Origin of the sequence: Aquihabitans sp. G128 (assembly GCF_019048865.1) — a bacterium.
Classification (GTDB): Bacteria; Actinomycetota; Acidimicrobiia; order Acidimicrobiales; family Iamiaceae; genus Aquihabitans.
This window is the reverse complement of record NZ_CP077604.1, coordinates 4,225,281-4,249,030: the sequence shown is the minus strand read 5'-3', so window position 1 is coordinate 4,249,030 and position 23,750 is coordinate 4,225,281. Positions and strand designations below refer to the sequence as shown.

Below are 23,750 nucleotides of genomic sequence, written 5' to 3'. Positions count from 1 at the left end.
GTACGGTCCCGACATGGACACCGACGAGACGCACACCCCCGTCACGGCGGCCGGCCAACCGTGCACCTCGGCCTACGACGTGCACGTTGCCGGCCGGCTCAGCGGCCGCTGGGCAGCGTGGTTCGACGGCTTCTCGCTCACCGAGCAGCACGACGGCAGCACGGTCCTGCAGGGCGCAACCGTCGATCAAGCCGCCCTGCACGGCCTGCTGCACAAGCTGCGCGACCTCGGGATCACCCTCCTCTCGGTCACCCAGCTCCCCCCCGGACGCCACCGCCACCCAACCCGCGCCCCACCACCCCGACCACCCAGGAGCACCCTCATGATCAACGTCACCGCACTCACCAAGCGCTACGACGACCGCACCGCCGTCGACGACCTCACCTTCACCGTGGCCGACGGCCGCATCACCGGGTTCGTCGGCCCGAACGGCGCCGGCAAGTCGACGACCATGCGGATGATGCTCGGGCTCACCCGCCCCGACCACGGCGAGGTCCACTACGGCGATGTCCGCTACGCCGACCTGCGCCACCCCGCTCGACTCGTCGGCGCCGTCCTCGACCCCCGATGCATGCACCCCGGCCACAGCGCCCGCAACCACCTCCGAGCAATGGCCGCGCTCAGCGCCCTCCCCGCCGCCCGCATCGACCAGGTCCTGGCCGAAGTCGGCCTCGAGTCGGTCGCAGGCCAACGCACCGGAGGCTTCTCCCTCGGGATGCGCCAGCGCCTGGCCTTGGCCGGAGCGCTGCTAGGCGACCCGCAGGTGCTGCTGCTCGACGAGCCGTCGAACGGCCTCGACCCCGACGGCATCCGGTGGCTGCGCAACCACCTCACCGACTTCGCCGGCCGGGGCGGGACCGTGTTCGTGTCGAGCCACCTGATCGGCGAGCTCAGCCTGTTTGCCGATGACCTCGTCGTGGTCGGTGGCGGCAAGCTCCTCGCCGCCGACACCGTCACCGCCCTCACCGCCCGCTCCACCGGCTCTGTCGTCGCCGAGACGACTCAGCCCACCGAACTCGCCCGGGTCCTCACCGAGGCGCACGCCACCGTCGAGGTCACCGGCGCCCGGCTGTCGATCCGAGGCGCCGACAAGGCAACGGTCTCCGAGCTCGCCTTCGAGCACGGCATCCGCCTCGTCGAGCTCAGCGAGGTCGCCCCGTCCCTCGAGGACACCCTTCTCGACCTCACCGGCGCTTCCGCCGAATACGCCTCCGCCTGATCTCGCCACGCACCACAGCCCTCACGTCACCTCGAACCCAAGGACCGAACCCATGACCACCACCAGCCCGACCATCGCCAGCCCGACCATCGCCTGGACCACCGACGGCTCCACGGCCCGCAGCCCCGGCGACGACCTTCGAGCGCTCCCCCTCGCCCTACGGAGCGAGTGGATCAAGCTCACCGCCCTCCGAGCCAACCGCGCCATCCTCGCCCTGACCGCCCTCGTCGGCGGACTCGTCGCCTACGGCCTCGCCGCCACGGCCACCGACGCCACGCTCACCGCGAGCGAGCTCTTCATCTATCCGCTCCCGCTGGTCGCGATGATGGCCGCAGTCGCCGGGATCCTCCTGTTCACCGGCGAAGCCCAGCACGGCACCCTCCCCACCACGCTTGCCGCCCGCCCCGCCCGCTGGGTGATCGTCGCCGCCAAGACCACCACCGCCGCAACCATTGGCCTGACCCTCGGTGCCACCGGGATGGTCGCCGGGTTCGGCGGCGCCGCCCTCGGTGGGGTCGACCTCGGCGGCGGCTCGGCCCTCACGTCCCGTGCCCTCTGGGCGCTGCTCTACATCGCACTGGCCGCCCTGATCGGGCTCGGCGTGGGCATGATCGTGCGCCACAGCGCCGCCGCCATCACCGGCCTGCTCCTCTGGTCGTTCGTCATCGAGAGCCTCTTCGCTCCGGCCCTGCCCGAAGGCGTCCGCCACGCCCTCCCCTTCAGCGCCGGCTACCGGCTCCTCGACGCCGGCCCCAACTTCGAGGCCCCCGTCGCCATCGCCCACCAGCTGGCCCGCCCCGAGTACGCACTCATCTTCGCCGGCTACGCCCTGGCCACCCTTGCCGTCGGCACCTTCCTCCTCTATCGCCGAGACGCTGCCTGACCCACCGACATCGTGCTGGAGCCCGGGCCCAGGGCCCGGGCTCTGGCGCGTCCGGACGTCCTCGGAACCGAACGGCGATGGTCGGCCCACGGCATCGGCCGGCCTACGGGCTGAGGTGGGTGCGTTCGCCGTGAGCGCCGAAGACGGCGAGCAGTTCCACCGGCTCGTCGACCACCCCGAACCAGTGCGGCATCCAGGTGCTGAACTCCACCGCCTCGCCGGGCTCGATGACCAGGTCCTGGTCGCCGAGGATCAGGCGCAGGCGGCCCTCGACCACGTACATCCAGTCGTGGCCGTCATGGACGCGCAAGCGGGCCGGCGGCTTGCGGCGCTTCGGGTCGATGCGCACCTTGACGGTCCGCAGCCCGCCGACCTGCCGGTTGGTGAGCGGCCACACCGTCAGGCGGTCGTAGGTCGCCGGCTCGGTACGGACCCGCGGGTCCACCGGGGGCGCACCCCGCAGGAGATCATCTGCGCTCACCCCGAGCGCTGCTGCGAGACCGGGGATGTGGTCGAGGGCCAAGCGACGTTTGCCGGACTCGAGCCGGCTGAGCATCGAGATGTCGATGTTCGCCCGCTCGCTGACCTGTTGAAGCGTGAGCCCTTGTTCGGCTCGCAGCTCACGAAGCCGCCGCCGGACCCGTGCATCGATCGTCTCGCCGGGGTCGTCGTTTGCCTGCATGACAAACACCGTTGCCACAGAGACATGGAGTCGTCAAGCTCGCAGCATGTCCTCCGCACCGGCCAACCAGCGCTTCGCTGCCTTCTCCAATCGCAACTTCCGGCGGTACTTCCTCGGCCAGACCATCTCGAGCGTCGGTTCCTGGGCCCAGTCCCTGGCGGTGATCTGGCTGGTCCTCGAGATCACCGGACGCAGCGACCGCCTCGGCCTGGCCCTCGCCCTGCAGTTCCTGCCGATGCTCCTGCTCGGTGCCCCGGCCGGGGTCCTGGCCGACCGACTGGACAACCGCCGGGTGCTGCTGGCGACCTCCACGCTCTCGGGCCTGGTCGCCCTCACCTTCGCCATCGTGGTGGCGAGCGGCCACGTCACCATCTGGTGGGTCTACGCCCTCACCACCCTGCTCGGCCTGATCCTGGCCCTCGAACGGCCGACCATGCAGGCGGTCCTCTTCCAACTGGTGGGCCCGGACCTCCTGCCCAGCGCGGTGGCGACCAACAGCACCATCAACTCGGTGTCACGACTGATCGGGCCGGCCCTGGCCGGTGCGCTCATCGCAACGGTCGGCGTCGAGGTCTGCTTCGTCGTCAACGCCGCCTCCTACGTGGTGGTCGTCGTCGCCCTCCTCGCACTCCGCACCGACGAGTTCGTGCCTCGTCCCCGCCTGGCCCGAGCAAAGGGCCAGCTGCGAGAAGGCCTCGCGTACGTCAGGACCCGCCCGGAGGTGTTCCGTCCCCTGCTGGTCATGGCCATCGTCGGCACCGTGGCCCTCAACTTCCCGACCACCTTTCCCTCGATGGTCCGGTTCGGCTTCGACCGAGGTGCCGGCTCGGTCGGGACCGCGATGAGCGTCAGCGCCATCGGCTCGATCCTCGGCGGCCTCTACATCGCCGGCGTGAAGCCGCACCCCCGCCGCACCCTCGCCATCGCTCTTGCGGGCTTCGGGGCCACCTGCGTTGCCCTCGCCGCCGCCCCCACGTTCTGGGCCTTCGTGGCCATCAGCATCCTCCTCGGGTTCGCCTCGGCCTCGTTCCAGTCGGTCAACACCGTCGTGGTCCAGCAAGCGACCGACCCGGCCATGCAGGGCCGGGTGATGGCGCTCCACCAGATGGCTCTGTTCGGCAGCACCCCGATCGGTGCGCTCGCCATGGGGTGGATCATCCAGGCCTCATCACCTCGAGTGCCGTTCGTCCTCGGCGGCCTGACCGCGCTGCTCTGCGCCGCTGCTGTGCTCGCCCACCGCCGCCCACCGGTCGAGCTCCCCAGCGGCGCCGGAGCGACGATCGTCGGAGTCTCGCCCGCATAGGAGCGCCCCGGCGCACCCACCGTGACCGCCGTTCAGAGCAGGCCGAGGTCTCGGGCGGACTGGACCGCTCCCTTGCGGTCGGCGGCGCCGACCTTGCGGTAGATGGCGCGACAGTGCGTCTTCACGGTGTTGAGCGACACGTAGAGCTCGTCGGCGATCTCGCGCTGGGACCGAGCACTGGGCAGGTGTCGGAGCACCGCCAGCTCCCGGTCGGTGAGCTGCTCGACCAAGGCTGCGACCCGAGGCCGGGCGGAAGCGATGTGGTGCCGGGACTCAGCGAGCTGGAGGTGGCGGCCGACGATCCCGGGGTCGGCCGCGCGGTGGATCACGGACCGCGCTTCGTCCAGCAGAGGTCGACCGGTGGGGTCGTCGAGGTCCAGGAGGGTGTCGCCGGCTAGGCAGAGGACGTAACCCAGCGCCAGGTCGGTCGAGGCCCTGCGAGCCAGCGCAACAGCCCGCCGAGCATCGTCGGCCGCCTCCTCGGCGCTCTCCGCAGTGCGGCCTCGGATGGCAAGGGCCACGGCGATGCCGTGGTACTCCCCGAGACCGAGGCGCTCGGCCGTCTCCACGGCGGTTGCGGCAGTCGCCGATGCCGAGGCTCGGGTCCCGGCGTCGAGCTCGACGACGGCCCGGTACACGAGGGCGAGCACCCATGCGCTGCGGAGGTCGTCGTTCGAAGCCTTCGCCACGGCGAGGTCGAGGACCCGACGGGCATCCGAGGACCGGCCGGCCCAGGCGTAGGCCGCACCCACGGCGGTGGACAGCTCGGCCGACCGAGACCGAAGTCGGTCGGGGTCGTCCATCGACCGGGCGAGGGTGAGCGCGGCGGACACGTCGCCTTCGGCGAGGAGGATGTTCATGCGCAGCGGAGCGGCCACGGTGTGATCGAAGTCGGCCGGCGCGGCCGCGGCCATGTCGTCGAGCCAACCGGAGGCGAGGGTCGCCCGCCCACCGATGAACTCGCACCAGCCCATGAGCAGCGCGCACCAGGTCACCGTGCGGGCCACGTCGCCGAGCTGCAGGAGCAGACGCCGCAGGGTGTCGATCTGGCCGGCAGCGAGGAGCTCGACGCCGCGGATCCGCAAGATGCGCGCCGCAGCGGGCGCGTCACCCGCGGCGATCAGGTGGGCGATCGCTGCATCGAGCTCGCCGTGGAGCTCGAGCCACTCGGCTGCTCGGGTGTGCAGTTCGGGTAGCTCGCCGCGCAGCTCTGTCGCCGCCTCGAGCCGGAGGAGGTCCCGGAGCAGGTGGTGGAAGCGGAAGGTCCCGGTGCGGTCGAGCGCGATGAGGAGCTGGTTCTCCTCGGCCACCGATCGCAGCCACGCCGCTCCGTCCTCGGTCCCGCTGATCGCGTCGACCAGGTCGCCGTTGAGCTGGTCGACGACGGAGACCTGCAGGAGACGTCGGCGCTCGGCGAGGTCGATGCCGGTGAGGAGCTCGTCGTGGAGGTACTCGACCACCAGGCGGTCGTCACCCCGGAAGGAAGTCACGAAGTCTTCGGCGCTCGCGGCCCGGCCCATCGAGATCCCCGCCAACACGAGCGCCGCCGCCCAGCCCTCGGTCCGCTCGCACAGTGCGGCCACCTGGGAGCGCTTCGAGGTCGCCGGCGACGGTCCCGAGCAGAGCGCTCGCCTCGCCTTCGTCGAAGCGGAGATCGGCAGCTCGCAGCTCCACCATCTGGTTGCGGACGCGAAGGCGTCCGAGCCGGAACGGCGGATCGAACCGGGTGGCGATCACCAGGGTGACCCCCGGAGGGCACAGATCGACGAAGCGCTCGACGCCTCGCTGCACCCCGGCATCGGCGACGAGGTGGTGGTCGTCGATCACGATGGTGAGGCCGCCCTCGACCACAGCCAGCTCGTTCACGAACGCCGAGACCACCACCAGGTCGTCGCCTCTCGAGCCGGCGACGAGCGCTGCCAACCGAGGTCCGTCGATCGGTAGCGCTACGGCGATGGCGCGGGCCAGGTAGGACCAGAACGCCACCGGATCCGAGTCACATTCCTCGGCCTGGAACCACGCCACCGGTTCCTGTCGAACGTCGACCCATGACGCCAGCAGGGTCGACTTCCCCGAGCCGGCCGGAGCGCTCACGAGCACCAGTCGTTGCGGACCCTGCACCGCCGCATCGAGCACGGCGAGCAGCCGCTGCCGATGGACCAGGCGATCGGGCGGCAACGGCGGCCGGACCTTGGTGGCTGCGAACCGGTCGTCCTCCCCGGCCCCCATGTCCCGACCCTACGGGCACGGCAGAGATCTCACCCGGGTGAGATCGACGAGGAGGCGAGGCGGAGCCAGTCCACCGATCGGATGATGGACCCATGCCCGATCGAACGACCTACGAGATCGTCATCCGGGGCCGGCCCAGCGCTCGCCTCCTGCGCCCGCTGCTCGATGACTTCACCTTCGAACACCACGACGACGGAACGACCGGCCTGATCGGCCCGGTGACCGACACCGCTCATCTACACGGCCTCCTCGCCCACCTGGCCTCGGTCAACGCCGAGGTGATCTCCATCGCACCCCTCACAGACCAGTCAGACCATCGACCACGGAGCGCCACCCCATGATCAGCATCACCGGACTCACCAAGCGGTACGACGACCGGAGCGCCGTCGGCGACCTCACCTTCGACGTGCACCCCGGTCGCGTCACCGGTTTCGTCGGACCCAACGGTGCCGGCAAGTCCACCACCATGCGGATGATGGTCGGCCTCACGCGGCCCGACGCCGGCGAGGTCCGCTACGACGGCACGCAGTTCGGCGACCTGGCGCACCCCACGCGAACCGTCGGAGCCGTGCTGGACGCCTCCACCCACCCGGGGCGCACACCACGCAACCACCTCCGAGCCATGGCAGCGCTCAGCAGCATCAGCCGCAGTCGGGTCGACGAGGTGCTCGAAGAGGTGGGCCTGGCGACCGTCGCAGATCAGCGGGCCCGGAGCTTCTCGCTGGGCATGCGCCAGCGCCTGGCGCTCGCCGGAGCGCTCCTCGGCGATCCCTCCGTGCTGCTCCTCGACGAGCCCTCCAACGGCCTCGACCCCGATGGCATCCGCTGGCTGCGCAACCACCTCAGCGCCTTCGCCGAACGAGGCGGGACCGTGTTCGTCTCCAGCCACCTCATCAGCGAACTCGCCATGTTCGCCGACGACCTCGTCGTCGTCGGCGGCGGCCGACTGATCGCCGCCGAACCGCTCGCCGCGATCATGGCCCGGAACGAGACCACCGTCGTGGTCCGCACCATCCAGCGCGCTGAGCTCCTCGATGCCCTCGACCCGCAGGGCCTCACCGTCCGAACCGTCGGAGATCGCCTCCACCTGACGGGGACGAGCCTGGCCGCCGTCTCGCAGCTGGCCTTCGACCACGGCATCCGCCTGGACGAGCTCACCGAGACCACCCGCTCGCTCGAAGACAGCCTGCTCGACCTGACTCAGGCCTCCGCCGAGTTCGCGTCCGCCCGATGACCCACACCGAAGGAACCTCCATGACAACCACCCCGCTCATGCCCCATGCGCCCGCAGCCGTCTCCCCCGGCCTGAGCCGGAGGTGGGAACGTGAACGTCGAGCGATCGCCGACGCCCTCCGCAGCGAGCGGATCAAGCTGGCAACGGTCCGGTCGAACCGGGTGTTGTTCGGCCTGACGGTCGTCGTCGACGCCCTCGCCGCCTACGCCACCTCCAAGCTGGTCACCGATGAGGTCCTGACGGTCTCCCAGGTCTTCGTCTACCCCGCAGTGTTCACCGCCGTCTTCGCCGCCATCGCCGGCGTCCTGGCCATCACCTCCGAGGCCCAGCACGGCACCCTCGCCGCCACGTTCATCGCCCAGCCCCGACGCCGGTACGTCATCCTGGCCAAAGCGATCCTGACCGCAGGCGTCGGAATCGCCTTCGGGACCGCCGGCATGCTTGCCGCCGCACTCGGAGCCGCCACTGGTGGCCTCGCCCTCGGCCGACCATCGGACCTGGCCTTAACCGGTGGGTACGCCCTCCTATACACCGGCGCCGCCGCCACGTTCGGGCTCGGGCTCGGCCTGCTCGTCCACCACAGCGCCGGGGCCGTATCCGGCCTCCTGGTCTGGTGGTTCGTGGCCGAGAACCTCCTGCGGACCTTCACCCCGCCGACAATCGGCCGCTACCTGCCCTTCGACGCCGGCTACCGGATGCTCGGCGTCGGTTCCGACTTCGACACCCCCGAGATCCTCGCCGCCACCCTCCACCGGTCTCAGTACGCCCTCGTCTTCACCGCCTACTCCCTGCTCACGCTCGTCGCTGGCACCGTCGTCCTCAGCCGCAGAGACGTCGCCTAAGCCGCAGCGATGACCTTCGGGCTGGGCACTCGAAGGTCTGGCCCTTGCGACGACCTTGGGCCGAGGAACCCGCAGGTCAGGGCGTCGGGCTCACCGTGCTTCGAGCGCTTGAAGGCTCGTCGGACTGTAGAAAAAACTGTAGAAGCGCCCGAGGAAAGCAGAAGGCCCCACCTCGAGAAGTGGGGCCTGACCTGCGCTTTCGATGGTGGCGGGGGCAGGATTTGAACCTGCGACCTTCGGGTTATGAGCCCAGGACTCGCCCTCCCGGGCCATCCCTGCCTGTACCGGTCAGTACCTCTGAGCTGGGGTTTCATTCGTTCGAACGGGCGTCTCTTCCCGGTCCGTACCCACCCGTATCGCGCCGCACAGTAGAAGCGACAGTAGAAGTGGCCATGCCTTCAGGCCCCGAGATCCCGGATCACGGCGGCCCGCGTTTCGATGGCCGACTCGAACCAGGCGTGGACCGCCGCCCACGTGATCGCGGCTTGCAACCCCTCCGCCTCGGCGATCTCTGCGGCTCGCGCCAGGAGGTAGCCAAGCATCGGATTGTCCGGCTCCGGCCACGGCGGGTTGGGCTGCTGCCGGGACCGGAGGCCCTCGATGCTCTCCTGACTGTCCAGGTAACTCGCCAGCCGCTCACGCCACTCGGCAAGCGCAGGACTGTCCGGTGCGCTCTCGTCGAACTTCATCGAGCCATCGTTCCATGGCTCGCCCCAGGCCTGTTGCTCACGCATCGTCCGGCTCCTCGTCGGTGGAGCTGCGATCCGACAGCAGCTGAGCGAACACCTCGGCCGCCTCGGCCTGCATGCCGGGGAGGACGTGTTGGTAGACGCTCATGGTGAACGCGACGTTGGCGTGGCCGAGTCGTTCGCTCACCACCTTTACCGGCACGCCGGCTTTGAGGAGGAGCGTGGCGTGGGTGTGGCGGAGGTCGTGCAGCGAGATCCTCGGCAGGTCGAGCTTCGCAACCGCCCGGTCGAAGCTCTGGCTGAAGAGGTCAGGGTGGATCCACGAGCCGTCCTCCTTCGTGAACACGATCTCCTCGGCTCCGGTCTTCCGACCACCCTGCTCCTCACCCCGCCTGTTGCGCCACTCCAGCAGCACGCCCACGGTGCCTGGGTCCAGGTCGATCACCCGCCGACCAGCCCCGGTCTTCACGTCGGAGATCTGCGCCTCGTACGCAACCGAGATCAGCGCCTGGCGGACTGAGAGCCGAGCGTTGTCGACATCGATGTCCCCCCACCTCAACCCCAACACCTCGCCTCGGCGCATCCCTGTGTGCGACGACAGGTGGAACGCCGGATGGAGTCGGTGGTCTCCGTCGCATCCAAGAACACCGCGAGCTGCGCCGCTTCCCAGGCTCGGATCTCGGCCCGCTTGCGAGCTCCCACCGACGGGGCGTCAGCCAGGGCCACCACGTTGCGGACGACGGTGCCCTTCCGGTGGGCATCGCTCATGGCCTTGTTGAGCATCACGTGGATGTTGTGGACTGTCTTCGGGCTGAGTCCCTCGCCGTGGCCTTTATTGCTCTTGCGCCCGGTGGTGAGGAGCTGGGCGTAGAAGAGGTCGATGTCCTCGACGCTCAGCCGGTCGAGCGGGCGCAGGCCCAACGCCGGCAGAACGTGAAGCTCGACGTTTCGACGGTACGAGTCAAAGGTCCCAGCGCGCAGGCGCGCCTTCTGGATCGGCAGCCACCGCTCGGTCAGATACTCGCCGAGGGTCGTGCGCTCGCTCACCACGGTCTCACCGCCGTGGCTCCGCTTCACCAGGTCGGCGAGCACTTTCTCGGCATCGGAGCGCCGGGTGCCGGCGGGAACCCACCGGCGGACGTAGTTCCCGGTCTTCGGGTTCACTCCGTCGTACACGACCGCGTACCAACGCGTGCCCTTCTTCTGGATGCTGCCGCGCATGGCCGGTTCCCTTCGGAGACTCACGAAAGGGACACCGAGCGGCAACGAACTCGGGCCGAGACGTCCAATCGGCAAACCCGAGCACTGCGCCCTGGATGATACGCGACCATCCCGCTTCGGTCGAGGGCCTGCTTACTCTGTCGCTCCGGCCAGCGATCGACCGTCGGTGGGGACCGACAGTCCCTCCGGGCTCGACAAAACCGAGGGCAGCCGCCTGAACCAGCCGGCCCGACTTGGCCGGGGCCTCGAGGACTCAGGTCACGTAGGAGACGAGCAGGGCCATCCCCTGCTCGAGGTGGTACGTGTTGTGGCAGTGAGTCATCCACTGGCCGGGGTTGTCGGCGTCGAAGTCGATGGTTACGGACTCGCCTGGGAGCACGTTGACGGTGTCCTTCCGGGCGCCGGCTGCGTTCGTACCAAGCCGAAACGAGTGGCCGTGCAGGTGGATCGGGTGCCACATCGAGGTCGTGTTCTCGAACGTGAGGCGGACACGCTGTCCCTGCTCTATCTCGATGGGAGCATGGTCGGCGAAGGGCTTGCCGTCGAAGCCCCAGGAGTTGCCCATCATCGACCCCGTCAGTCCGAGGGTTTGATGGAGGTCCGCTCGGCGTGTCGATAGTCGGGCTTCCTCAGTTGCAACGAGGTCGCTGTACCTGAGTCGCTTGCCATCGAGTTCCTTGGGACGAGCCGCTGCCGGTGGGGCGGAAGAGGTCACGGCATCCGAGGTCCGGATGATCGCCCGCGCTGTGGCGTCCTTTCCCTCGGCGAGCGCAACCAGTGGCCATGCGCCGGTCAACGGATCCACCGTGACGTCGTAACGCTCCCCCATGCCAATGAGGATCGTGTCCACCTCGACGGGAGCTACCGGGAACCCATCGGCATGGGTCACCGTCATCCGGTGGCCGCCGACCGCGACTCGGTACGCAGTGTCCGAGCCAGCGTTGATGAACCGGAGCCGTGCTCGTCCACCGGCGGGGACTGTGAACGTCTCAGGGTCCTCGGGTGGCCGGCCGTTCATGAGGTGCAATGGATAGGTGACGTCACCCGCGTCGCCTCCGAGCACGCTCGACTTGGCCATGGGCGTCGTGTCGCCCATGTCCATGGATCCGGTGCCCATGGAGACGAGGTCCTTCAAGGCCTTCTCGGGCGAATTCCCATCGATGCCGTCGAGCCAATCGTCCAGAACCACGACTTGGTCGAGGTCGTAGGGACCGGGATCGTCCTTCTCCTCGACGATGAGCGGTGCGTAGAGGGCGCAGTCGAGTTGCAGGCCCATGTGCGGGTGGAACCAGTAGGTGCCGGCATCCGGAACCACGAAGCGGTAGTCGAAGGAAGCACCTGGCCCCACGACCGCCTGCGTGATGTCCGGCACTCCATCCATGTCGTTCCGAACGGCGAGACCGTGCCAGTGGATCGTTGTCGCCTCCGGCAGTTCGTTTCGAAGCCTCACAGCCATCGTGTCGCCTTGACGCACCCGCAACGGCTGACCAGGAACCTGGCCGCCGTAGGCCCATGTGTTGACCTGGCGCCTGCCGATGGAGAGGGTGGTGGCGGCAGCGGTCAGGTCGAAAGCGGACACCCTCCCGGTGCCCGGTCGCTCCAGCTCGCGCGCTGCCACGGACGGATCTCCTGGACCGACCGTGGCGCGCTTCTTCGCCACCGTTGCGGTGCTCCGGTCGTTGGACGAGCCGGTCCCGCACCCGGCCAACAGCGCTGCACCTGCGCCACCGGTCAGGACGAGGAACTCCCTTCGCCCGATTCTTGAGGTTTGCCTCATCGCTGGTTGCCTTTCTGGTAGGCCCTTCGCACTCGTGTCGGGCGCCGGCCGTAGACGAGTCGCATCCCTTCGGCGAGGTCGGCGTCATGCCCGTCGAATGGACGCTCACGGGCGGCGCAGGGGCCCTCAGGTCTCATGGCTTGCCCTGTCCTTCGGCTTCGCCGTCTCGCCTTCTGTTCCACCGTGTCGGCGGCCCATGCCCCCCATGCCCATCATCATGAGCGCCATCATCAGCGGGCAGACCAAGAGGATGAGGAGGAAGCCGGGCGGAAGACCTGCGGCAGTTGCTACGGCAGCCGCCGCGAGGACGACCCCAGCGATGATCAGCGATTTCGAGTTCTTCAGGTCCATGGAACGCTCCTCTGGTAGGACTTCAGCGTCCGCTACTACGGCCTGTCGTACCAGGGTCGAAGGTCCCGAGTCGGGCCGCCCATGCCAATGGGACCACCCACACCCCGGTGCGGCTGGGTCACGGCGTTGCCATGCCTGATGCGATCCATCGCTCCAGCTCTGACACCGAGTGGAAGGCTCCGACCTTGGCCGCCAACACCTGGCCATCTGCGCTGATCATCAGGGTCGTGGGCAGGTTGATCGTTCGGGCTTCGGCGGCAAGGTCTCCGCGTGGGTCCAGGACCCAGCGGTATGTGATCTTGGTTCGCCGAGCCATCGCTGTCGCCTGCTCCGCAGGGTCACGTTCGTTCACTCCCACGAAGACCACCCGGTCATCAGTCCGGTGGACCTGCTCGAGGATCGGCATCTCGGCCACACATGGAGCACACCACTTCGCCCAGAAGTTGATGATGACCATCTTGGATCCCGCCAGTTCAGCCAGGGTCAAGGAGTCGCTGCCCGGCAGCGCGAGTGGGGTCGCGAGCAGTGGCTCACCGTCGAGGTCCGCAGGCACGGTCGGCGAAGACGAGGGTCGGGGGGGTGCTGCTCTCCCCCGACCCCGATGCCCCGAACTCCAGCCCCAGACCGAGCAGTACCACTGCGGCGACGAGGAGACCGGCGACCACCGTTGCGCGCCTGGACGGAGGCCTGAGAGAACTCCTTGGCGCAGGATCCAGCTCATCGCCAATAGTCATCGAAGGGCTCCCTTCCGCCACGGCCAACGACGCCTCTGAAGTGGGTTCGGGACTACGTGGCCGAGACCAGGGTCGACCCGTTCGAAGATGTAGAGGCGGTCCTCACAGCCTTCCCACTGGGGGATGTCCATGGTCCGGGCCTGCCTCCAGATCGATTCGGTGCCGCAGATGCAGGGACTGTCGAGCAGGCCGTAGGCGCAGGCGAAGCAGTGTTCGAGCATCCCGAACAGTGCGTGGAAGCGGGCGTCTCCGGTCAGGCCCCCAGCCGGTTCCCCGACGTAGATCACCTGTCTGCCGCCCCGTCGGTGGTAGCGCTCTGCTGCCTCGGCGGGCCAGGCCTCATCGAAGGTCGGCCACACGAGGAGGAGCGTTCGGTCCACGTGGGCTGCAACGGCGTGCTCATCGCCGACGCGGACGTCGTACCAAGGCTGCCGACCGGCGAAGAGGTGGTTATCGCTAGAAGGAGCTGGGGCCGGGTCGTAGGCGACGACATCGACACCTCGTGCGGCCAGAAGCGCCGCCCAGTAGCCGGTCCCTGCGCCGATCTCCACGACGCCAGAGGACGCAATGCGTTGGATGAGGTCGAGCGCAGCATCCGACGGAACGGCGAACGCGTACGTGCGGATCGCCTCGGCCCTGGCGTCTGACCCGCCGCCGGTAGCACCGTGCAGCGTGAGGAGTGGATTCGAGCGGAGCTGTTCTGCTCGAGCCCGCAGCGACTGCGTCACGCTCGGCTGTCCATGACGAACTGTGCGTTCCGCTGCTGATGTGCCCACAGGAGGGCGACGACCAGGGCGACCGCCACCCAGCCCAGCGGACGAGGGTGGAGACGTGCGTTCAGCCACCGCCCCGTGACCGCGCCTGAAACGAACCGAACGGAGCCAAGGGCGCCGGCTGCGATGACCAGATACGAGGAGGGGTTGTATCGCCATGCGAGCGCTAGGTCTCCTCGCACGATCGCTGTCGACCCACGAGTCAGCCCGCACGTCGGCTCGACCCAGCCAAACGCATGTGTCGGCATCGGAATGTCGACCGGGAGCGGTCCGAACACCGCAAGTCCCGCTGCGAGGACGAGGCCCCCAATTGCGACGAGACCCAGCCACCTCATCTGGTCACGGTCATCGACGGACGTTTCGATGGATGCAAACCCGCACAGTCCGGTCATGGTTCGGCCGGGTCGTTCCCTGACGACGACAGACGCCGTTCGGCCCGAAGTCCGGCGATGAGGACCGTGAGCGCAACAGCACCCACGATGGCCAAGCTGAGCTCTATGGGGCCGATCCGCTCGACCCAGCCAACCGCCGCCAGCCGCCAACGTTCCCCAGCATCGACGACCGGGTCATGGGCGAGGTCGCCGCGGTAGACCGCAAGTTCCCAGCGCGCATACCAGATGGCATACGAACCGCTGACGACCATCAGCACGCCGCCGAACCGAGGTGCGAAACGAGAGAGGCGGCGAAGTTCGCTGACGGGTCTGGGCCGGGCCAGTGCAGCCGAGAACGCGATGGCGAGGATGATCGCGCCCATTCCGAACGCGTAGGCGACGTAGGCCTCGATGCCGCCGATCAACGACTGACGGATCGCAGACGTCGTGATGGCGAGGAACGGTCCGATCGTGCACGACAGCGACGCCAGCGCATAGACCGCGCCGTAGCTGACCATGGCGGTCAGTCCTCTCCCTTTCGACGCCCGAACCGCGATCGACGGCATCGGGAGACGCCGGCCCAGCATCGTGGCCACACCGGCGACCACCAGCACCGATCCGACCACGATGGTCACCCAGGGAAGCTGGCCGCGAACACGATCCGCTACCGAGCTCAAGACGACCCCGAGAAGTACGAAGACGATCACGAAACCGAGCGTGACCGACGCAGACGATGACACCGCCCGGCTGACCCGACGCTCGAGCGACACCTCTGCTCCATCGCCGGTGACGAAGAACCCGATGTAGGCCGGCAGCAGCGAGAACCCGCAAGGGTTGATAGCAGCGACCATGCCTGCCGTCAGGGCAAGGAGGAGTCCGGGTCCTGTCACGCCGACACCACCGATGTCCTCTGGTGCCGCTGCAACCAGACCTCGACGAGACAAGCGGTGGCAGCGAGGATCGCGACCACGATCGAGCTTCGCTGTTGGCGGGTCATCGCCTCGCCGACCCGAGGAAGCCAGATCGACGCCCAACTGCGTGCGAGCGCCACCAAGGCCGTGGCACTGGCGACGATGGCGAGTGGCGGCCAACCGAGGCGATGAACCCACGTGACGAAGGCCGCAGCAGAAGCGACCGCCACCCCGAGGGCCAGACCGATTGGGAACATTCGCTGGTCCATCCCGTCCGGCTTCAGACCGAGCGAGCCGACCGGACCAAAGCATCCGTCCCGAAAGATGCAGGCCGCTTCGTAGGACGCGTAGCCGACCATGGCCCAGGGCGCGAGGCCAGCGAGCCGCGTCAATGCTTGGACGCCAGCACGTCGGGATTGCCATGCGACGACAAGCGCAGCCGATAGCACAGCTGGCCAGAACTCGACACCACTGCGGATGACCAACATGTCAGACAGACCCCCGATCGATCGGGGGTCATCCAGGGCCAAGGTCACGAGCCTCCCGACCAAGAGGCCCACTGCTCCTGGGACGACGAAGACATCGATGACCGACTCACCCTCTTCGAAGCCCAGCAAGGGCCGTCGCCGCGCCAGCGCTGCCGGGACGGCCAGGGCGACGATCACGCTCATCAGCAGCCCGAAGTCCATCATCTGAGCGTCCCTTCGATGAGGGCAGCCAACCGTTGCTCCGAGACGCCGCCCTTCACCGTGCTCACCAACGCTCCGCGGCGGTCGAAGACATAGGTCGTCGGGTACGCACTGACCTGCAGCGCCACGCGGATGCGACCCGTGGAGTCGAAGACGTTCGGATAGGTCAATCCGAAGTCATCGAGGAACCCTTGAGCCGCCGCTGGATCATCCTTCGATGCAACGCCGAGAACCACGACGCGGTCTCCGTAGGTATCGGCGGCTCGTTGCAGCAGCGGCATCTCCGTGCGACACGGAGCGCACCACGACGCCCAGACGTTGACCACGACCGGCTTGCCACGAAGGCCGACCAGGATCCCCTCGAAGTCCTGCTCCCCGACGTTCGGAAACGTCCCCGCCTCCGGCATCCTTCGCGGCGCCCCCGAGGCGCTGAAGGATGTGGGTGCCGGCTCCCGCAGAGCGGCGGCGCCCACGGCCGCGACCACGACGAGCACCACGACGCAGGTCAGCCACGACCGTGCCCGACGAACCGTGACCGGCCGATCTCCCATCTACGACAGTATGTCGTAGATACGGGATCCAAGAAAGTCAGCGTCCAACCAGGCGTCGCGGCAACCGTCTCGGGCGGCCTCACTCCAGACACGTCCGGAACAGCAGACGTACCTCGAGCGGCAGCGGCGCTGGTCGATCCGTCAATCGATCGTTGAGATCGCGGAACTCCCCGAAGGGCAGCGAGGACCGGAGCCGGTCGTAGGCGCACGTGCACATCGCCACTGGCCGCCGAACGCCATCGCGCTCGGACTGTTGCTCACAGCCGCGGAGGAAGTCTCGGCGGACAGATGAGGTGTAGCTCGAAGGGCCCCGGTTGATGTTGGTACAGCCACCGAGAGCGACGGCGAGAGCGATTGCGACGCCGAACATCAGAACCTTCATGATTTGCTCCTAGAGAGATCGACAGACATTGGCCACAGTCCTGCGGGCCCGCTCAGCTGGGGGCCTGCACCATCGGAGTTGGGACGGATCCGTGCCTCTCGCCGCATGACCGCAGTCGCGGGAACGCCAGCAGCGGTCAGGACGGCAACGGTGACGAACCCGGCGCACTCGTAGAACGAGCTATCGCTGGACCGGGTCGTCTCGAGCCAACAACTTCGTCCGTCGGCATCGACCAGGTCGAGCCCCGCCCGAAGCATCGAGGCACCTATGCCGCGCCCCTGCACCGACGGCGAGACAGCGAAGTGACTGAGGAACCAGTGATCAGCGGGTGCGAGCCGCTGTTCGGCTCGACCCAACGAACGTTGCGCTCGCCAGAGCCGGCCTCTGAGAACGGGTCGGGCCGCTGGCACCGCTCCGGGCATGGGGAACCGGGGGCGGGTTCCGTTTGGAGGGTGCCAGAACGAGATCGCTCGCCTGCCCTCCTCGAAGATCGCCTGCGCTCGCCCCAGCCCCACACGGATGTCGTGTTCGAACATGGCAACGAGCTGCTGAGCACGATCGGCCTCGTTGGGCATCAGGGAGCGGTACAACGAATCTCCCTCGTGACATCGAGCCAGAACTGAGGAGAAGATCAACACGTCGCGCTCCCGCAACCTCGGCACTGGGCAACGCTGGATGTGGATGTTCACGGCCGATTCCAACCCGTCAAGACCCGGGAGACCTTCGTGCCCACCGCAAAGGTCGCGAGGCCCAGGGCCGACAGCGCTCCGGTCACCACCAGAGCTTCTGTGCGCGAGCCGACAGGACCGGCCGTTTGGTTGCCGACCCAAACGACGAACCCCATGAACGCAGCAGCGGCGAAGGTTCCCAAGTGACCGGCGAACAGATCCTGAAAGGTCAAGATCTGACGGTGAGCGAGCTTGGCAACCAGCAACAAGACCCCGACCCCGTAGGACGTTGCGTGGGCGAGGGCCAGGCCGCCGAGGACCTGGGTCGCTGAGGAAGCAACGGCGACCAGCCCGAACGCTGCTCCGACGTTCACCAGGTTGACAGCGACGTTCACAAATGCCGGGCCGCGGGTGTCATGGTGGGCGTAGCAAACCCTCGTGAGCAGCTGGAAGGCAGTGAACGGGATGAGCGATACCGCGAAGCCGAGGGCCGCAGCGGCGACCAGTCCTGCCCCACTCCTTCCAACCAGCACGATGGCGATCGGCGTAGCCAACATGGCCAAACCGATCGCCGCCGGTACGAGTAGCCGAAAGGTCGACGTCATCGTCCGACGCACCGCCGGGGCAACGCTGACCGTTGCCTCGACCGCCCGGCTGATTGCTGGGTAAGCCGCCGACATGATGGACACGGCAATGAGGGCGTACGGCAGTTGCATCAAGGTGAAGGCCCACTGGTAGGCCGACACCCCACCCGGGGTGGACGTGGCGATGGCGACGACGAGGGTCAGCCCCACTTGGTTCGCTCCGACGTAGAGCAGCATCCACCCGGCACGCCGACCGAGGCCGCGCACCGCAACGTGACCAGGGTTCCAGTGCGGCCGAAGACCCGGCACTGCTCGCCATGCCCCCCACAGCTGGACCACGGTGGCCACAGCGACGGCGAAGGTCGTACCTGCGCCGAGCGCCGACACGGTGCCTGGGTCGATCTTGCCCACGCCACCTCGAACGCTTCCACCGCCACCCACCACGGAGAGCGTCACTCCGATGGTGATGAGGTTCGTGGCGATGGGGGCGGCAGCCCCGAGGAACAGACGCCGCTTCGCCGTCATGATGCTGACGGCGAGTACCCCAAGGGCGTAGAGCCCGATCTGTGGAGCGAACCAGCGAAGCCAACTCGTTGTCAGCGCCACGTAGGCCTCGTAGCCGGCTCGGTCCGAGGCGCCCGCAGTGAGGGCCCGCACGAGCGCTGGTGCAGACACGGCGACGGCGACGCTGGCGAGGATGCCGACGACCAGCGTGACACCGAGGAGCGCGCTCGCTGCGGACGGTTCATCGGGCTGCAGAGCGTGCGACTGGACGAGGATCGGAACGACAGCGGCCGTGAGCACACCGCCGACGACCAGCGTGAAGACCATGTTGGGGATGGTGTTCGCCGTGTTGTACGCATCGCCGAGGCCCGTGACCCCCAGCACCGATGCGAGGGCGGCGGTCCTGAAGAAACCAGTCGCTCGGCTCGCTCCTGTTGCCAGGGCCATCCCGAGAGCGGGTCGGGAGAGCGATGGATCGGTCAACTGTCGTAGGCGATGTGGAGGTGATCCGCATGCAAGGCGTTGGTGAACGACGGTCCGCCGGGACCGTCGAGATCCCAGGGAGCACCGAGCTCGGTCGCGCCCGCAGCCAGAGCCGACGCCGCAACCTCGTGGGCGGGGCCATCGGGTTGAGACCCTGCGACCGGCTTGCCGTCGACTGCCCAGATGTCGACGCCCCGGCCTTGCGTGTGGTTGGACACGGAGCTCTCGCCGAACACGTTGGTCGGATGTCCCGATGCGAAGACCGTGATGCTCAGGCTCTTCGTTGCGGAAAGGTCCAGGACCAGTTGCAAGATCCTCTGGTCGATACGACCCGCCGCAACGTCCCATCGCGCCGAGTCGGACATCTCGAGCCGAGGGCTCTGCAGCACTTCCGCAGCCAGACCGTCTGGCCGTGCAGCGAGCGGAGCCGTGCCTCCGTCGGATGCAACTCCGGTGACCTTCCAGTCGCCACTACGTTCGAGTCGAACATCGACGGTGCGCACGACGGTCTCCGTCGTGCCTGAGGAGGTCCGCCTGCGAAGACGCAGCACCGCCATCACCGAAGCTTGGTCACCCGTCAGGCCTCCGAGCTGCGGGTACACGATCTCTCCGACCGACTCCTCGGCACCGGCGAGAAGCAGTGGCGCCTGCATCGCCAGCGAGGGGTCGTAGCCGGCACCCGCGAGCCGGGCTCGGCTAGATGCCTCCTGGGCACCGCCAGGACCGAACGTGGTCAGCGTCTCGAGAAACCGTGCGGCCGCGGACTTGAGGTCTGCCTCAGGCTCGCCCGGCGGCGGCGCGTACAGGGTTGGCTCTGGTGCGATCGTGGTCGAAGTCGTCGACGAGGTAGAAGTTGGAGTCGAGGTGGAGACCGCCGGTCTCGAGGTGTCGGCCGCCAGCACCGTCGAGGTCGTGGTGCTCGCCCTCGGGTCGCTGCTAGGGGTTGCCGACCGCGCGCCGCCCCCGCATCCAGCAAGCAGCAAGGCGATCGATAGGCCACCAAGAGCGACCGTGCGCTGTGCCCTCACCGGAGGTCTCGCGAGTAGTGCATCCAACGTCGACCGTCGACGTCCGCGCGTTCGTCCCCCTGCTGCCAGCCAGCGCGCTCGTAGAAGCGGCGGGCTCCCTCGTTGTCCGTTGCCGTCGCCAGCCGAACGGTTCGTGCTCCTTGCGCCTTCGCGGTTTCGGCGAACGCCTCCAAGAGGATCCTGCCGATGCCCTCTCCCTGATGCGGGGCATCGACTGCCATGTGGCTGAGAACGCCGGCCGTCGGCAGGTGGACGACATCAGCGCAGGTGATCGACGAGCGACGCGAGAGGCGGACGAGGCCTCTGAGGTATCGAAGAAGCCGGGTCCTGACGAAGCGACCGGCCAACGCCGGCCGGCTGGCGAGCGATGCGATACCTCGTACGCCCAGTGCCGTCCGGTCCCGGCGGACGACGTGTCGATAGTGCGTGGCTTCGTCGACGGTACCCACCACGAAGCCGACGGTCATCCCGTCGCATTCAGCGAGCAGTGCGATCCCTGCGGGGCTGGTGAGGAAGGTGCGGTGGTAGGCCCGCAGGAAGCGTGGGCCAAGGGAGACGAAGAAGCTTCCAGGGAGTGCCTTGGCATGGAGCCTCGCCGTCGGCCCGACGTCGCCGAGCTCGACCAGTCGCAGGGTCAAGGTCGATTCCTCGGCGGGTGCCAGCAGAGCCATCCCCAGACCTTACTACGACAGTGTGTAGTAGATCAGCCATGACCCCCGGGCTACATGTCCATCTGCTCGTGCTCCACCTCGGGCGCCGGGCCGTGATCCATCCCGGGCATGCCAAGAGCGAAGTAGGCGAGGACGACGATCGCCAACAGCACAAGCGCCACGACGAACAGGCGCGAGGTGGACGCCGATGCCGCGTGGTCGGTCGAGACTTCGTCGGGGAGGGGGGGTTGCCATGCTTCGAATACTACAGACTGTCGTTGGACAGCTCAGCCACGAAGCAGGTGGCGCCTTGCCTGCCGCAGTCGCCAGCCGCGCGCCGCTCGAAGACCGAGGAACGCGATCGCCCCGGCAAGGACGAGGGCCGACATCCAGGCCCCGGCCAACCCAGACGACCCGCTCGCCAGGAGCAGGCGGTCGCCGGCGATCACCCCGACGGCAAGAACGGTTCGCGCGTTCGGCGACAACGACCACTTCACGTGCAGCGCAAGGGCCAGTGCGACGAGGCCGCCACCAAGCATCAGCTCCAGACCGAAACGGGGAGCCCCGGTCGGACTGCAGTAGGACCTCAGCCAGCACAGCACCTGGAAGACGCCGAAGGCGGCCAGCAGGCACGGGGCCACGTCGCTCAGCCGTTCCGACCCCTTGCGCCACCGGCCGGGCCGAGAGGCCAGCGCGACGAACGCCCCGAGGACCCCAACCACGAACCAGAACTCGACGTCGCCGCCGATCCCGCCGAGAGGATCGCTGAACGTGGCCTGGCCGGCGCTTATCGCAACGGCCCTCCCGACCAGCACTCCCGCCAACCCACCGAAGACGAGCCGGTCGGCGAACCGTTCGACGGCCATCGACGCCGGGGCCACCACGTACACCGACCCGACCGCCACGCCCCCCGCCACCACGAGGCTCCAAACCCATCCGTACAAGCTCACTTCGACCAGCCCTCCGATGCGACCATCTGCTACAAGCTGTAGTCGATGGGCCCCGGTGCCGCGAGGTCAGCTGCCTCCGCAGACGTGAGCGACGAAGGCCAAGAGGTGATGGAGCTGCAGACCCGAGCCCGCAAGGGTGGAGGTCATCACCACCAACCCGACGAGGGCGCCGATCGCCGGAGCGAGGAACCGACGATCGATGTCGATCATGGCGCGGACACGGTCGCCGACGCCGGTGTCCGCCATTGCCATGGCCGTTCGGCCGTGGTCGACCGAGGCGATCGCGGCGCGAGCGATGGCCCGAGCAACCAACTGCCGATCCCCACCAACCTCCATCGCCGCGTCCTCGTCGGCCCAACGCTCGGTGGCGAAGTGGACCTGATCCGCCAGGCCCCGAAGTGGGGGGACGATCGCCGCCGCCATCTCGGTCGCCACGAGGTACCGGTGGTGCTTGTGGTTGAGATGCGAACGCTCGTGCGCCCACAGGACCGCACGCTCCGAGGGCTCAAGGGCTTCGATCATCCCCCGAGACACGACGATGCCCCCGCGGCGGCCCGGCACGGCATACGCAGCAGGCTGCTCGCTCTCCAAGATGAGCACGCCGTGCTCACAATCGGGGAGCCGTTGGCGCGTCCGTCGTTCGCGCCGTGCGGCGCAACCTGCCCGGTAGAGCACTGCGCCGAGGATGAGTCCTGCGCCCAAGCCGATCCATGCGGAGACGTGGTCATCGGCGCGGTAGAGCTCCGGGCACCATGCTGACCACCGATCAATGAACGAGTTCTCCGCCAGGGCACCGAGCACCAACGTGAGCAGGGCCCAGATGGTGGCTGCGGCGACTGAGACGCAAGCAACCGCGAGGCTCTGCGCGGCGACCTGGGGGCGAAGCCTCGACTGCAGAAGACCGGCGACCAGCGCAACCATCGCGGCCACCAGGAGCGGGGCGATGAATCCGAACGACACCCTCAGCCTTCCTTGCGCAACAGCGACCGAAGGAGGGCCTCGTCCTCGTTGGTGAGCTCTCGGACGAACCGGCTCAACGTGGCTTCTCGATCGCTAGCCACCTCAAGCGCCTTGGCCATCCGACCGGCGACGAGCTCAGACTCCGAGAACACCGGTGCATACCGGAAGGCTCTGCCCTCCCGTTCACGCTCGAGAACGCCCTTGGTCCACAAGCGGTTCATGATGGTCATGACGGTGGTGTAGGCAAGGTCACCCTCGAGGGCATCCAAGACCTGGCGGGGCGTCAAACCGTGAGGGCTTGCCCACACGTGCTCGAGCACCGCCGTTTCGAGTGCGCCCATCGGGCGGCGCTGCGACATCACAAGTCCTCCATCGAGCCGGCCCGTTCTCTATGAGTCAAGCAGGGTCCTGACCGAGCTCGCGACCTCGCGGCGGGAGGGGACGGGCGACCACCCTCCCGCCGCGGATCTCAGACGCCACCGTCGAGGAGCGCCTGCATCTCCGTGATCTCGCCCTCCTGGGCGGCGATGATCTTGTCGGCCAGATCCTTGGCATCGGCGTTCTGACCGTCGGCCTTCTCGATCTTGGCCATCTCGACAGCGCCCTTGTGGTGCTTGACCATCATCTTGAGGAACATCGTGTCGAACTCTGACCCGGTGGCCGCTTCGAGATCCGCCATGTCCTTGTCAGACATCATTCCCATGCCGCCCATGTCGCTCCCCATGGTCGTGTCAGACCCATGATTCATTCCGCCCATGTCTGAGGACGATGTGGTCTCGGACTGCCCCCAGTCCGACAGCCAGCCCTCCATGGTTTTGATCTCCGGATCCTGGGCCGCCTTGATCTTCTTGGCCAGAGCGGTCACCTTGTCAGAGCTGGCGTTCTTGAGCGCTAGATCCGCCATCTCGACGGCCTGCTTGTGATGCGGGATCATCCCTTGGGCGAAGGCCACATCGGCATCGTTGAAGTCGGCGGACGCGCTTGAGCCCGAGCCGGAACCGGACCCGGCGGAGTCGGAGCCCCCGCACGCTGCGAGCAGAAGGGTGGCGGCGAACAGGGCGGCGATGATGCGTTTCACGGAG

General features: G+C 68.0%; 29 protein-coding genes. 6 read left to right on the top strand and 23 right to left on the bottom strand.

Going from position 1 to position 23,750, the window contains the following annotated elements; translation table 11 throughout:
* The first annotated feature begins 13 nt into the window (after positions 1 to 13).
* Together KSP35_RS20415 and KSP35_RS20410 are read left to right on the top strand one after the other, a co-directional pair.
* Positions 14 to 1,219 carry an ABC transporter ATP-binding protein gene (locus tag KSP35_RS20415; protein WP_216997607.1) on the top strand — a complete coding sequence of 402 codons (1,206 nt, stop codon included), beginning with the start codon at positions 14 to 16 and terminating at the stop codon, positions 1,217 to 1,219.
* 52 nt (positions 1,220 to 1,271) lie between these two features.
* Complete coding sequence (locus KSP35_RS20410; RefSeq protein WP_216997606.1) at positions 1,272 to 2,102, top strand: ABC transporter permease subunit; 831 nt, start codon at positions 1,272 to 1,274, stop codon at positions 2,100 to 2,102.
* 103 nt (positions 2,103 to 2,205) lie between these two features.
* Here KSP35_RS20410 and KSP35_RS20405 read toward each other — a convergent pair whose 3' ends face one another.
* Entirely contained in the window at positions 2,206 to 2,784 is a 579-nt protein-coding gene (locus tag KSP35_RS20405) for a helix-turn-helix domain-containing protein (protein WP_216997605.1), read from the bottom strand.
* Positions 2,785 to 2,830: 46 nt separating this feature from the next.
* Here KSP35_RS20405 and KSP35_RS20400 point away from each other — a divergent pair, with 46 nt between their 5' ends.
* Positions 2,831 to 4,087, top strand: coding sequence for an MFS transporter (locus KSP35_RS20400; protein WP_216997604.1), 1,257 nt, complete (start codon positions 2,831 to 2,833; stop codon positions 4,085 to 4,087).
* Positions 4,088 to 4,119: 32 nt separating this feature from the next.
* On the opposite strand, the gene KSP35_RS20395 is transcribed toward KSP35_RS20400, so the two are convergent.
* Both KSP35_RS20395 and KSP35_RS20390 read right to left on the bottom strand, forming a co-directional pair.
* On the bottom strand, positions 4,120 to 5,577 hold the full coding sequence (locus tag KSP35_RS20395; protein ID WP_216997603.1) for a response regulator transcription factor: 1,458 nt from the start codon (positions 5,575 to 5,577) through the stop codon (positions 4,120 to 4,122).
* Positions 5,558 to 6,316, bottom strand: coding sequence for an AAA family ATPase (locus KSP35_RS20390; protein ID WP_216997602.1), 759 nt, complete (start codon positions 6,314 to 6,316; stop codon positions 5,558 to 5,560). Before KSP35_RS20390 ends, KSP35_RS20395 begins: the two co-directional genes overlap by 20 nt.
* Before the next feature lie 92 nt (positions 6,317 to 6,408).
* On the opposite strand from KSP35_RS20390, the gene KSP35_RS20385 reads away from it, so the two are divergent.
* Genes KSP35_RS20385 through KSP35_RS20375 form a run of 3 tightly spaced genes read left to right on the top strand, consistent with a single transcriptional unit; the run spans position 6,409 to position 8,392 of the window.
* Positions 6,409 to 6,657, top strand: a complete 249-nt coding sequence (locus KSP35_RS20385; protein ID WP_216997601.1) for a hypothetical protein — start codon at positions 6,409 to 6,411, stop codon at positions 6,655 to 6,657.
* Positions 6,654 to 7,550: an ABC transporter ATP-binding protein gene (locus KSP35_RS20380; RefSeq protein ID WP_216997600.1), complete on the top strand. Its 897-nt coding sequence runs from the start codon at positions 6,654 to 6,656 to the stop codon at positions 7,548 to 7,550. The genes KSP35_RS20385 and KSP35_RS20380 overlap by 4 nt, the downstream gene beginning before the upstream one ends.
* Before the next feature lie 20 nt (positions 7,551 to 7,570).
* Complete coding sequence (locus tag KSP35_RS20375) at positions 7,571 to 8,392, top strand: hypothetical protein (protein ID WP_216997599.1); 822 nt, start codon at positions 7,571 to 7,573, stop codon at positions 8,390 to 8,392.
* A gap of 398 nt (positions 8,393 to 8,790) precedes the next feature.
* On the opposite strand, the gene KSP35_RS20370 is transcribed toward KSP35_RS20375, so the two are convergent.
* The 20 genes from KSP35_RS20370 to KSP35_RS20280 all read right to left on the bottom strand — a co-directional run bounded on the left by KSP35_RS20370 (position 8,791) and on the right by KSP35_RS20280 (position 23,746).
* Complete coding sequence (locus KSP35_RS20370; RefSeq protein ID WP_216997598.1) at positions 8,791 to 9,081, bottom strand: hypothetical protein; 291 nt, start codon at positions 9,079 to 9,081, stop codon at positions 8,791 to 8,793.
* A 37-nt stretch (positions 9,082 to 9,118) separates the two neighbouring features.
* Complete coding sequence (locus KSP35_RS20365) at positions 9,119 to 9,664, bottom strand: site-specific integrase (RefSeq protein ID WP_216997597.1); 546 nt, start codon at positions 9,662 to 9,664, stop codon at positions 9,119 to 9,121.
* On the bottom strand, positions 9,637 to 10,302 hold the full coding sequence (locus KSP35_RS20360) for a hypothetical protein (protein WP_216997596.1): 666 nt from the start codon (positions 10,300 to 10,302) through the stop codon (positions 9,637 to 9,639). Before KSP35_RS20360 ends, KSP35_RS20365 begins: the two co-directional genes overlap by 28 nt.
* A 253-nt stretch (positions 10,303 to 10,555) precedes the next feature.
* On the bottom strand, positions 10,556 to 11,920 hold the full coding sequence (locus KSP35_RS20355; protein ID WP_216997595.1) for a multicopper oxidase family protein: 1,365 nt from the start codon (positions 11,918 to 11,920) through the stop codon (positions 10,556 to 10,558).
* Between the two features lie 285 nt (positions 11,921 to 12,205).
* The gene (locus tag KSP35_RS20350) at positions 12,206 to 12,430 is read right to left on the bottom strand and encodes a DUF2933 domain-containing protein (RefSeq protein ID WP_216997594.1); all 225 of its coding nucleotides are present in this window, start codon (positions 12,428 to 12,430) and stop codon (positions 12,206 to 12,208) included.
* Positions 12,431 to 12,548: 118 nt separating this feature from the next.
* Entirely contained in the window at positions 12,549 to 12,983 is a 435-nt protein-coding gene (locus KSP35_RS20345; RefSeq protein WP_216997593.1) for a TlpA disulfide reductase family protein, read from the bottom strand.
* Between the two features lie 177 nt (positions 12,984 to 13,160).
* Positions 13,161 to 13,892: a class I SAM-dependent methyltransferase gene (locus KSP35_RS20340; protein ID WP_216997592.1), complete on the bottom strand. Its 732-nt coding sequence runs from the start codon at positions 13,890 to 13,892 to the stop codon at positions 13,161 to 13,163.
* The gene (locus KSP35_RS26240) at positions 13,889 to 14,185 is read right to left on the bottom strand and encodes a DUF2752 domain-containing protein (RefSeq protein WP_371749000.1); all 297 of its coding nucleotides are present in this window, start codon (positions 14,183 to 14,185) and stop codon (positions 13,889 to 13,891) included. The genes KSP35_RS20340 and KSP35_RS26240 overlap by 4 nt, the downstream gene beginning before the upstream one ends.
* Positions 14,186 to 14,325: 140 nt before the next feature.
* A complete protein-coding gene (locus KSP35_RS20330; RefSeq protein WP_216997590.1) occupies positions 14,326 to 15,159 on the bottom strand; it encodes a cytochrome c biogenesis CcdA family protein in 834 nt (277 codons plus the stop codon).
* Between the two features lie 35 nt (positions 15,160 to 15,194).
* The gene (locus tag KSP35_RS20325; RefSeq protein WP_216997589.1) at positions 15,195 to 15,911 is read right to left on the bottom strand and encodes a hypothetical protein; all 717 of its coding nucleotides are present in this window, start codon (positions 15,909 to 15,911) and stop codon (positions 15,195 to 15,197) included.
* Complete coding sequence (locus KSP35_RS20320; RefSeq protein WP_216997588.1) at positions 15,908 to 16,405, bottom strand: TlpA disulfide reductase family protein; 498 nt, start codon at positions 16,403 to 16,405, stop codon at positions 15,908 to 15,910. The genes KSP35_RS20325 and KSP35_RS20320 overlap by 4 nt, the downstream gene beginning before the upstream one ends.
* Before the next feature lie 133 nt (positions 16,406 to 16,538).
* On the bottom strand, positions 16,539 to 16,841 hold the full coding sequence (locus KSP35_RS20315; protein ID WP_216997587.1) for a hypothetical protein: 303 nt from the start codon (positions 16,839 to 16,841) through the stop codon (positions 16,539 to 16,541).
* Positions 16,838 to 17,263 (bottom strand): GNAT family N-acetyltransferase, encoded by a 426-nt coding sequence (locus KSP35_RS26235; protein WP_371748999.1) that lies wholly within the window; start codon positions 17,261 to 17,263, stop codon positions 16,838 to 16,840. Before KSP35_RS26235 ends, KSP35_RS20315 begins: the two co-directional genes overlap by 4 nt.
* A gap of 263 nt (positions 17,264 to 17,526) precedes the next feature.
* Positions 17,527 to 19,044: a murein biosynthesis integral membrane protein MurJ gene (gene murJ / locus KSP35_RS20310; RefSeq protein ID WP_216997586.1), complete on the bottom strand. Its 1,518-nt coding sequence runs from the start codon at positions 19,042 to 19,044 to the stop codon at positions 17,527 to 17,529.
* A 32-nt stretch (positions 19,045 to 19,076) separates the two neighbouring features.
* Positions 19,077 to 19,982 carry a hypothetical protein gene (locus tag KSP35_RS20305; RefSeq protein WP_216997585.1) on the bottom strand — a complete coding sequence of 302 codons (906 nt, stop codon included), beginning with the start codon at positions 19,980 to 19,982 and terminating at the stop codon, positions 19,077 to 19,079.
* Positions 19,983 to 20,104: 122 nt separating this feature from the next.
* Positions 20,105 to 20,779: an N-acetyltransferase gene (locus KSP35_RS20300; protein ID WP_216997584.1), complete on the bottom strand. Its 675-nt coding sequence runs from the start codon at positions 20,777 to 20,779 to the stop codon at positions 20,105 to 20,107.
* 266 nt (positions 20,780 to 21,045) lie between these two features.
* Entirely contained in the window at positions 21,046 to 21,663 is a 618-nt protein-coding gene (locus KSP35_RS20295) for a hypothetical protein (RefSeq protein WP_216997583.1), read from the bottom strand.
* Positions 21,664 to 21,774: 111 nt separating this feature from the next.
* A complete protein-coding gene (locus KSP35_RS20290; protein WP_216997582.1) occupies positions 21,775 to 22,668 on the bottom strand; it encodes a M56 family metallopeptidase in 894 nt (297 codons plus the stop codon).
* Between the two features lie 2 nt (positions 22,669 to 22,670).
* On the bottom strand, positions 22,671 to 23,027 hold the full coding sequence (locus tag KSP35_RS20285; RefSeq protein ID WP_216997581.1) for a BlaI/MecI/CopY family transcriptional regulator: 357 nt from the start codon (positions 23,025 to 23,027) through the stop codon (positions 22,671 to 22,673).
* Positions 23,028 to 23,137: 110 nt separating this feature from the next.
* A complete protein-coding gene (locus tag KSP35_RS20280; RefSeq protein WP_216997580.1) occupies positions 23,138 to 23,746 on the bottom strand; it encodes a DUF305 domain-containing protein in 609 nt (202 codons plus the stop codon).
* Between the last annotated feature and the right edge of the window lie 4 nt (positions 23,747 to 23,750).

Excerpts from the sequence above, each read along its gene's own strand:
- KSP35_RS20415 (WP_216997607.1), top strand. The coding sequence starts at position 14 with ATGGACACCGACGAGACGCACACCCCCGTCACGGCGGCCGGCCAACCG.
- KSP35_RS20410 (WP_216997606.1), top strand. The coding sequence starts at position 1,272 with ATGACCACCACCAGCCCGACCATCGCCAGCCCGACCATCGCCTGGACC.
- KSP35_RS20405 (WP_216997605.1), bottom strand. The coding sequence starts at position 2,784 with ATGCAGGCAAACGACGACCCCGGCGAGACGATCGATGCACGGGTCCGG.
- KSP35_RS20400 (WP_216997604.1), top strand. The coding sequence starts at position 2,831 with ATGTCCTCCGCACCGGCCAACCAGCGCTTCGCTGCCTTCTCCAATCGC.
- KSP35_RS20390 (WP_216997602.1), bottom strand. The coding sequence starts at position 6,316 with ATGGGGGCCGGGGAGGACGACCGGTTCGCAGCCACCAAGGTCCGGCCG.
- KSP35_RS20385 (WP_216997601.1), top strand. The coding sequence starts at position 6,409 with ATGCCCGATCGAACGACCTACGAGATCGTCATCCGGGGCCGGCCCAGC.
- KSP35_RS20380 (WP_216997600.1), top strand. The coding sequence starts at position 6,654 with ATGATCAGCATCACCGGACTCACCAAGCGGTACGACGACCGGAGCGCC.
- KSP35_RS20375 (WP_216997599.1), top strand. The coding sequence starts at position 7,571 with ATGACAACCACCCCGCTCATGCCCCATGCGCCCGCAGCCGTCTCCCCC.
- KSP35_RS20370 (WP_216997598.1), bottom strand. The coding sequence starts at position 9,081 with ATGAAGTTCGACGAGAGCGCACCGGACAGTCCTGCGCTTGCCGAGTGG.
- KSP35_RS20365 (WP_216997597.1), bottom strand. The coding sequence starts at position 9,664 with ATGCGCCGAGGCGAGGTGTTGGGGTTGAGGTGGGGGGACATCGATGTC.
- KSP35_RS20360 (WP_216997596.1), bottom strand. The coding sequence starts at position 10,302 with ATGCGCGGCAGCATCCAGAAGAAGGGCACGCGTTGGTACGCGGTCGTG.
- KSP35_RS20350 (WP_216997594.1), bottom strand. The coding sequence starts at position 12,430 with ATGGACCTGAAGAACTCGAAATCGCTGATCATCGCTGGGGTCGTCCTC.
- KSP35_RS26240 (WP_371749000.1), bottom strand. The coding sequence starts at position 14,185 with ATGCCGACACATGCGTTTGGCTGGGTCGAGCCGACGTGCGGGCTGACT.
- KSP35_RS20330 (WP_216997590.1), bottom strand. The coding sequence starts at position 15,159 with ATGGTCGCTGCTATCAACCCTTGCGGGTTCTCGCTGCTGCCGGCCTAC.
- KSP35_RS20325 (WP_216997589.1), bottom strand. The coding sequence starts at position 15,911 with ATGATGGACTTCGGGCTGCTGATGAGCGTGATCGTCGCCCTGGCCGTC.
- KSP35_RS20315 (WP_216997587.1), bottom strand. The coding sequence starts at position 16,841 with ATGAAGGTTCTGATGTTCGGCGTCGCAATCGCTCTCGCCGTCGCTCTC.
- KSP35_RS26235 (WP_371748999.1), bottom strand. The coding sequence starts at position 17,263 with ATGCCCGGAGCGGTGCCAGCGGCCCGACCCGTTCTCAGAGGCCGGCTC.
- murJ (WP_216997586.1), bottom strand. The coding sequence starts at position 19,044 with ATGGCCCTGGCAACAGGAGCGAGCCGAGCGACTGGTTTCTTCAGGACC.
- KSP35_RS20300 (WP_216997584.1), bottom strand. The coding sequence starts at position 20,779 with ATGGCTCTGCTGGCACCCGCCGAGGAATCGACCTTGACCCTGCGACTG.
- KSP35_RS20285 (WP_216997581.1), bottom strand. The coding sequence starts at position 23,027 with ATGTCGCAGCGCCGCCCGATGGGCGCACTCGAAACGGCGGTGCTCGAG.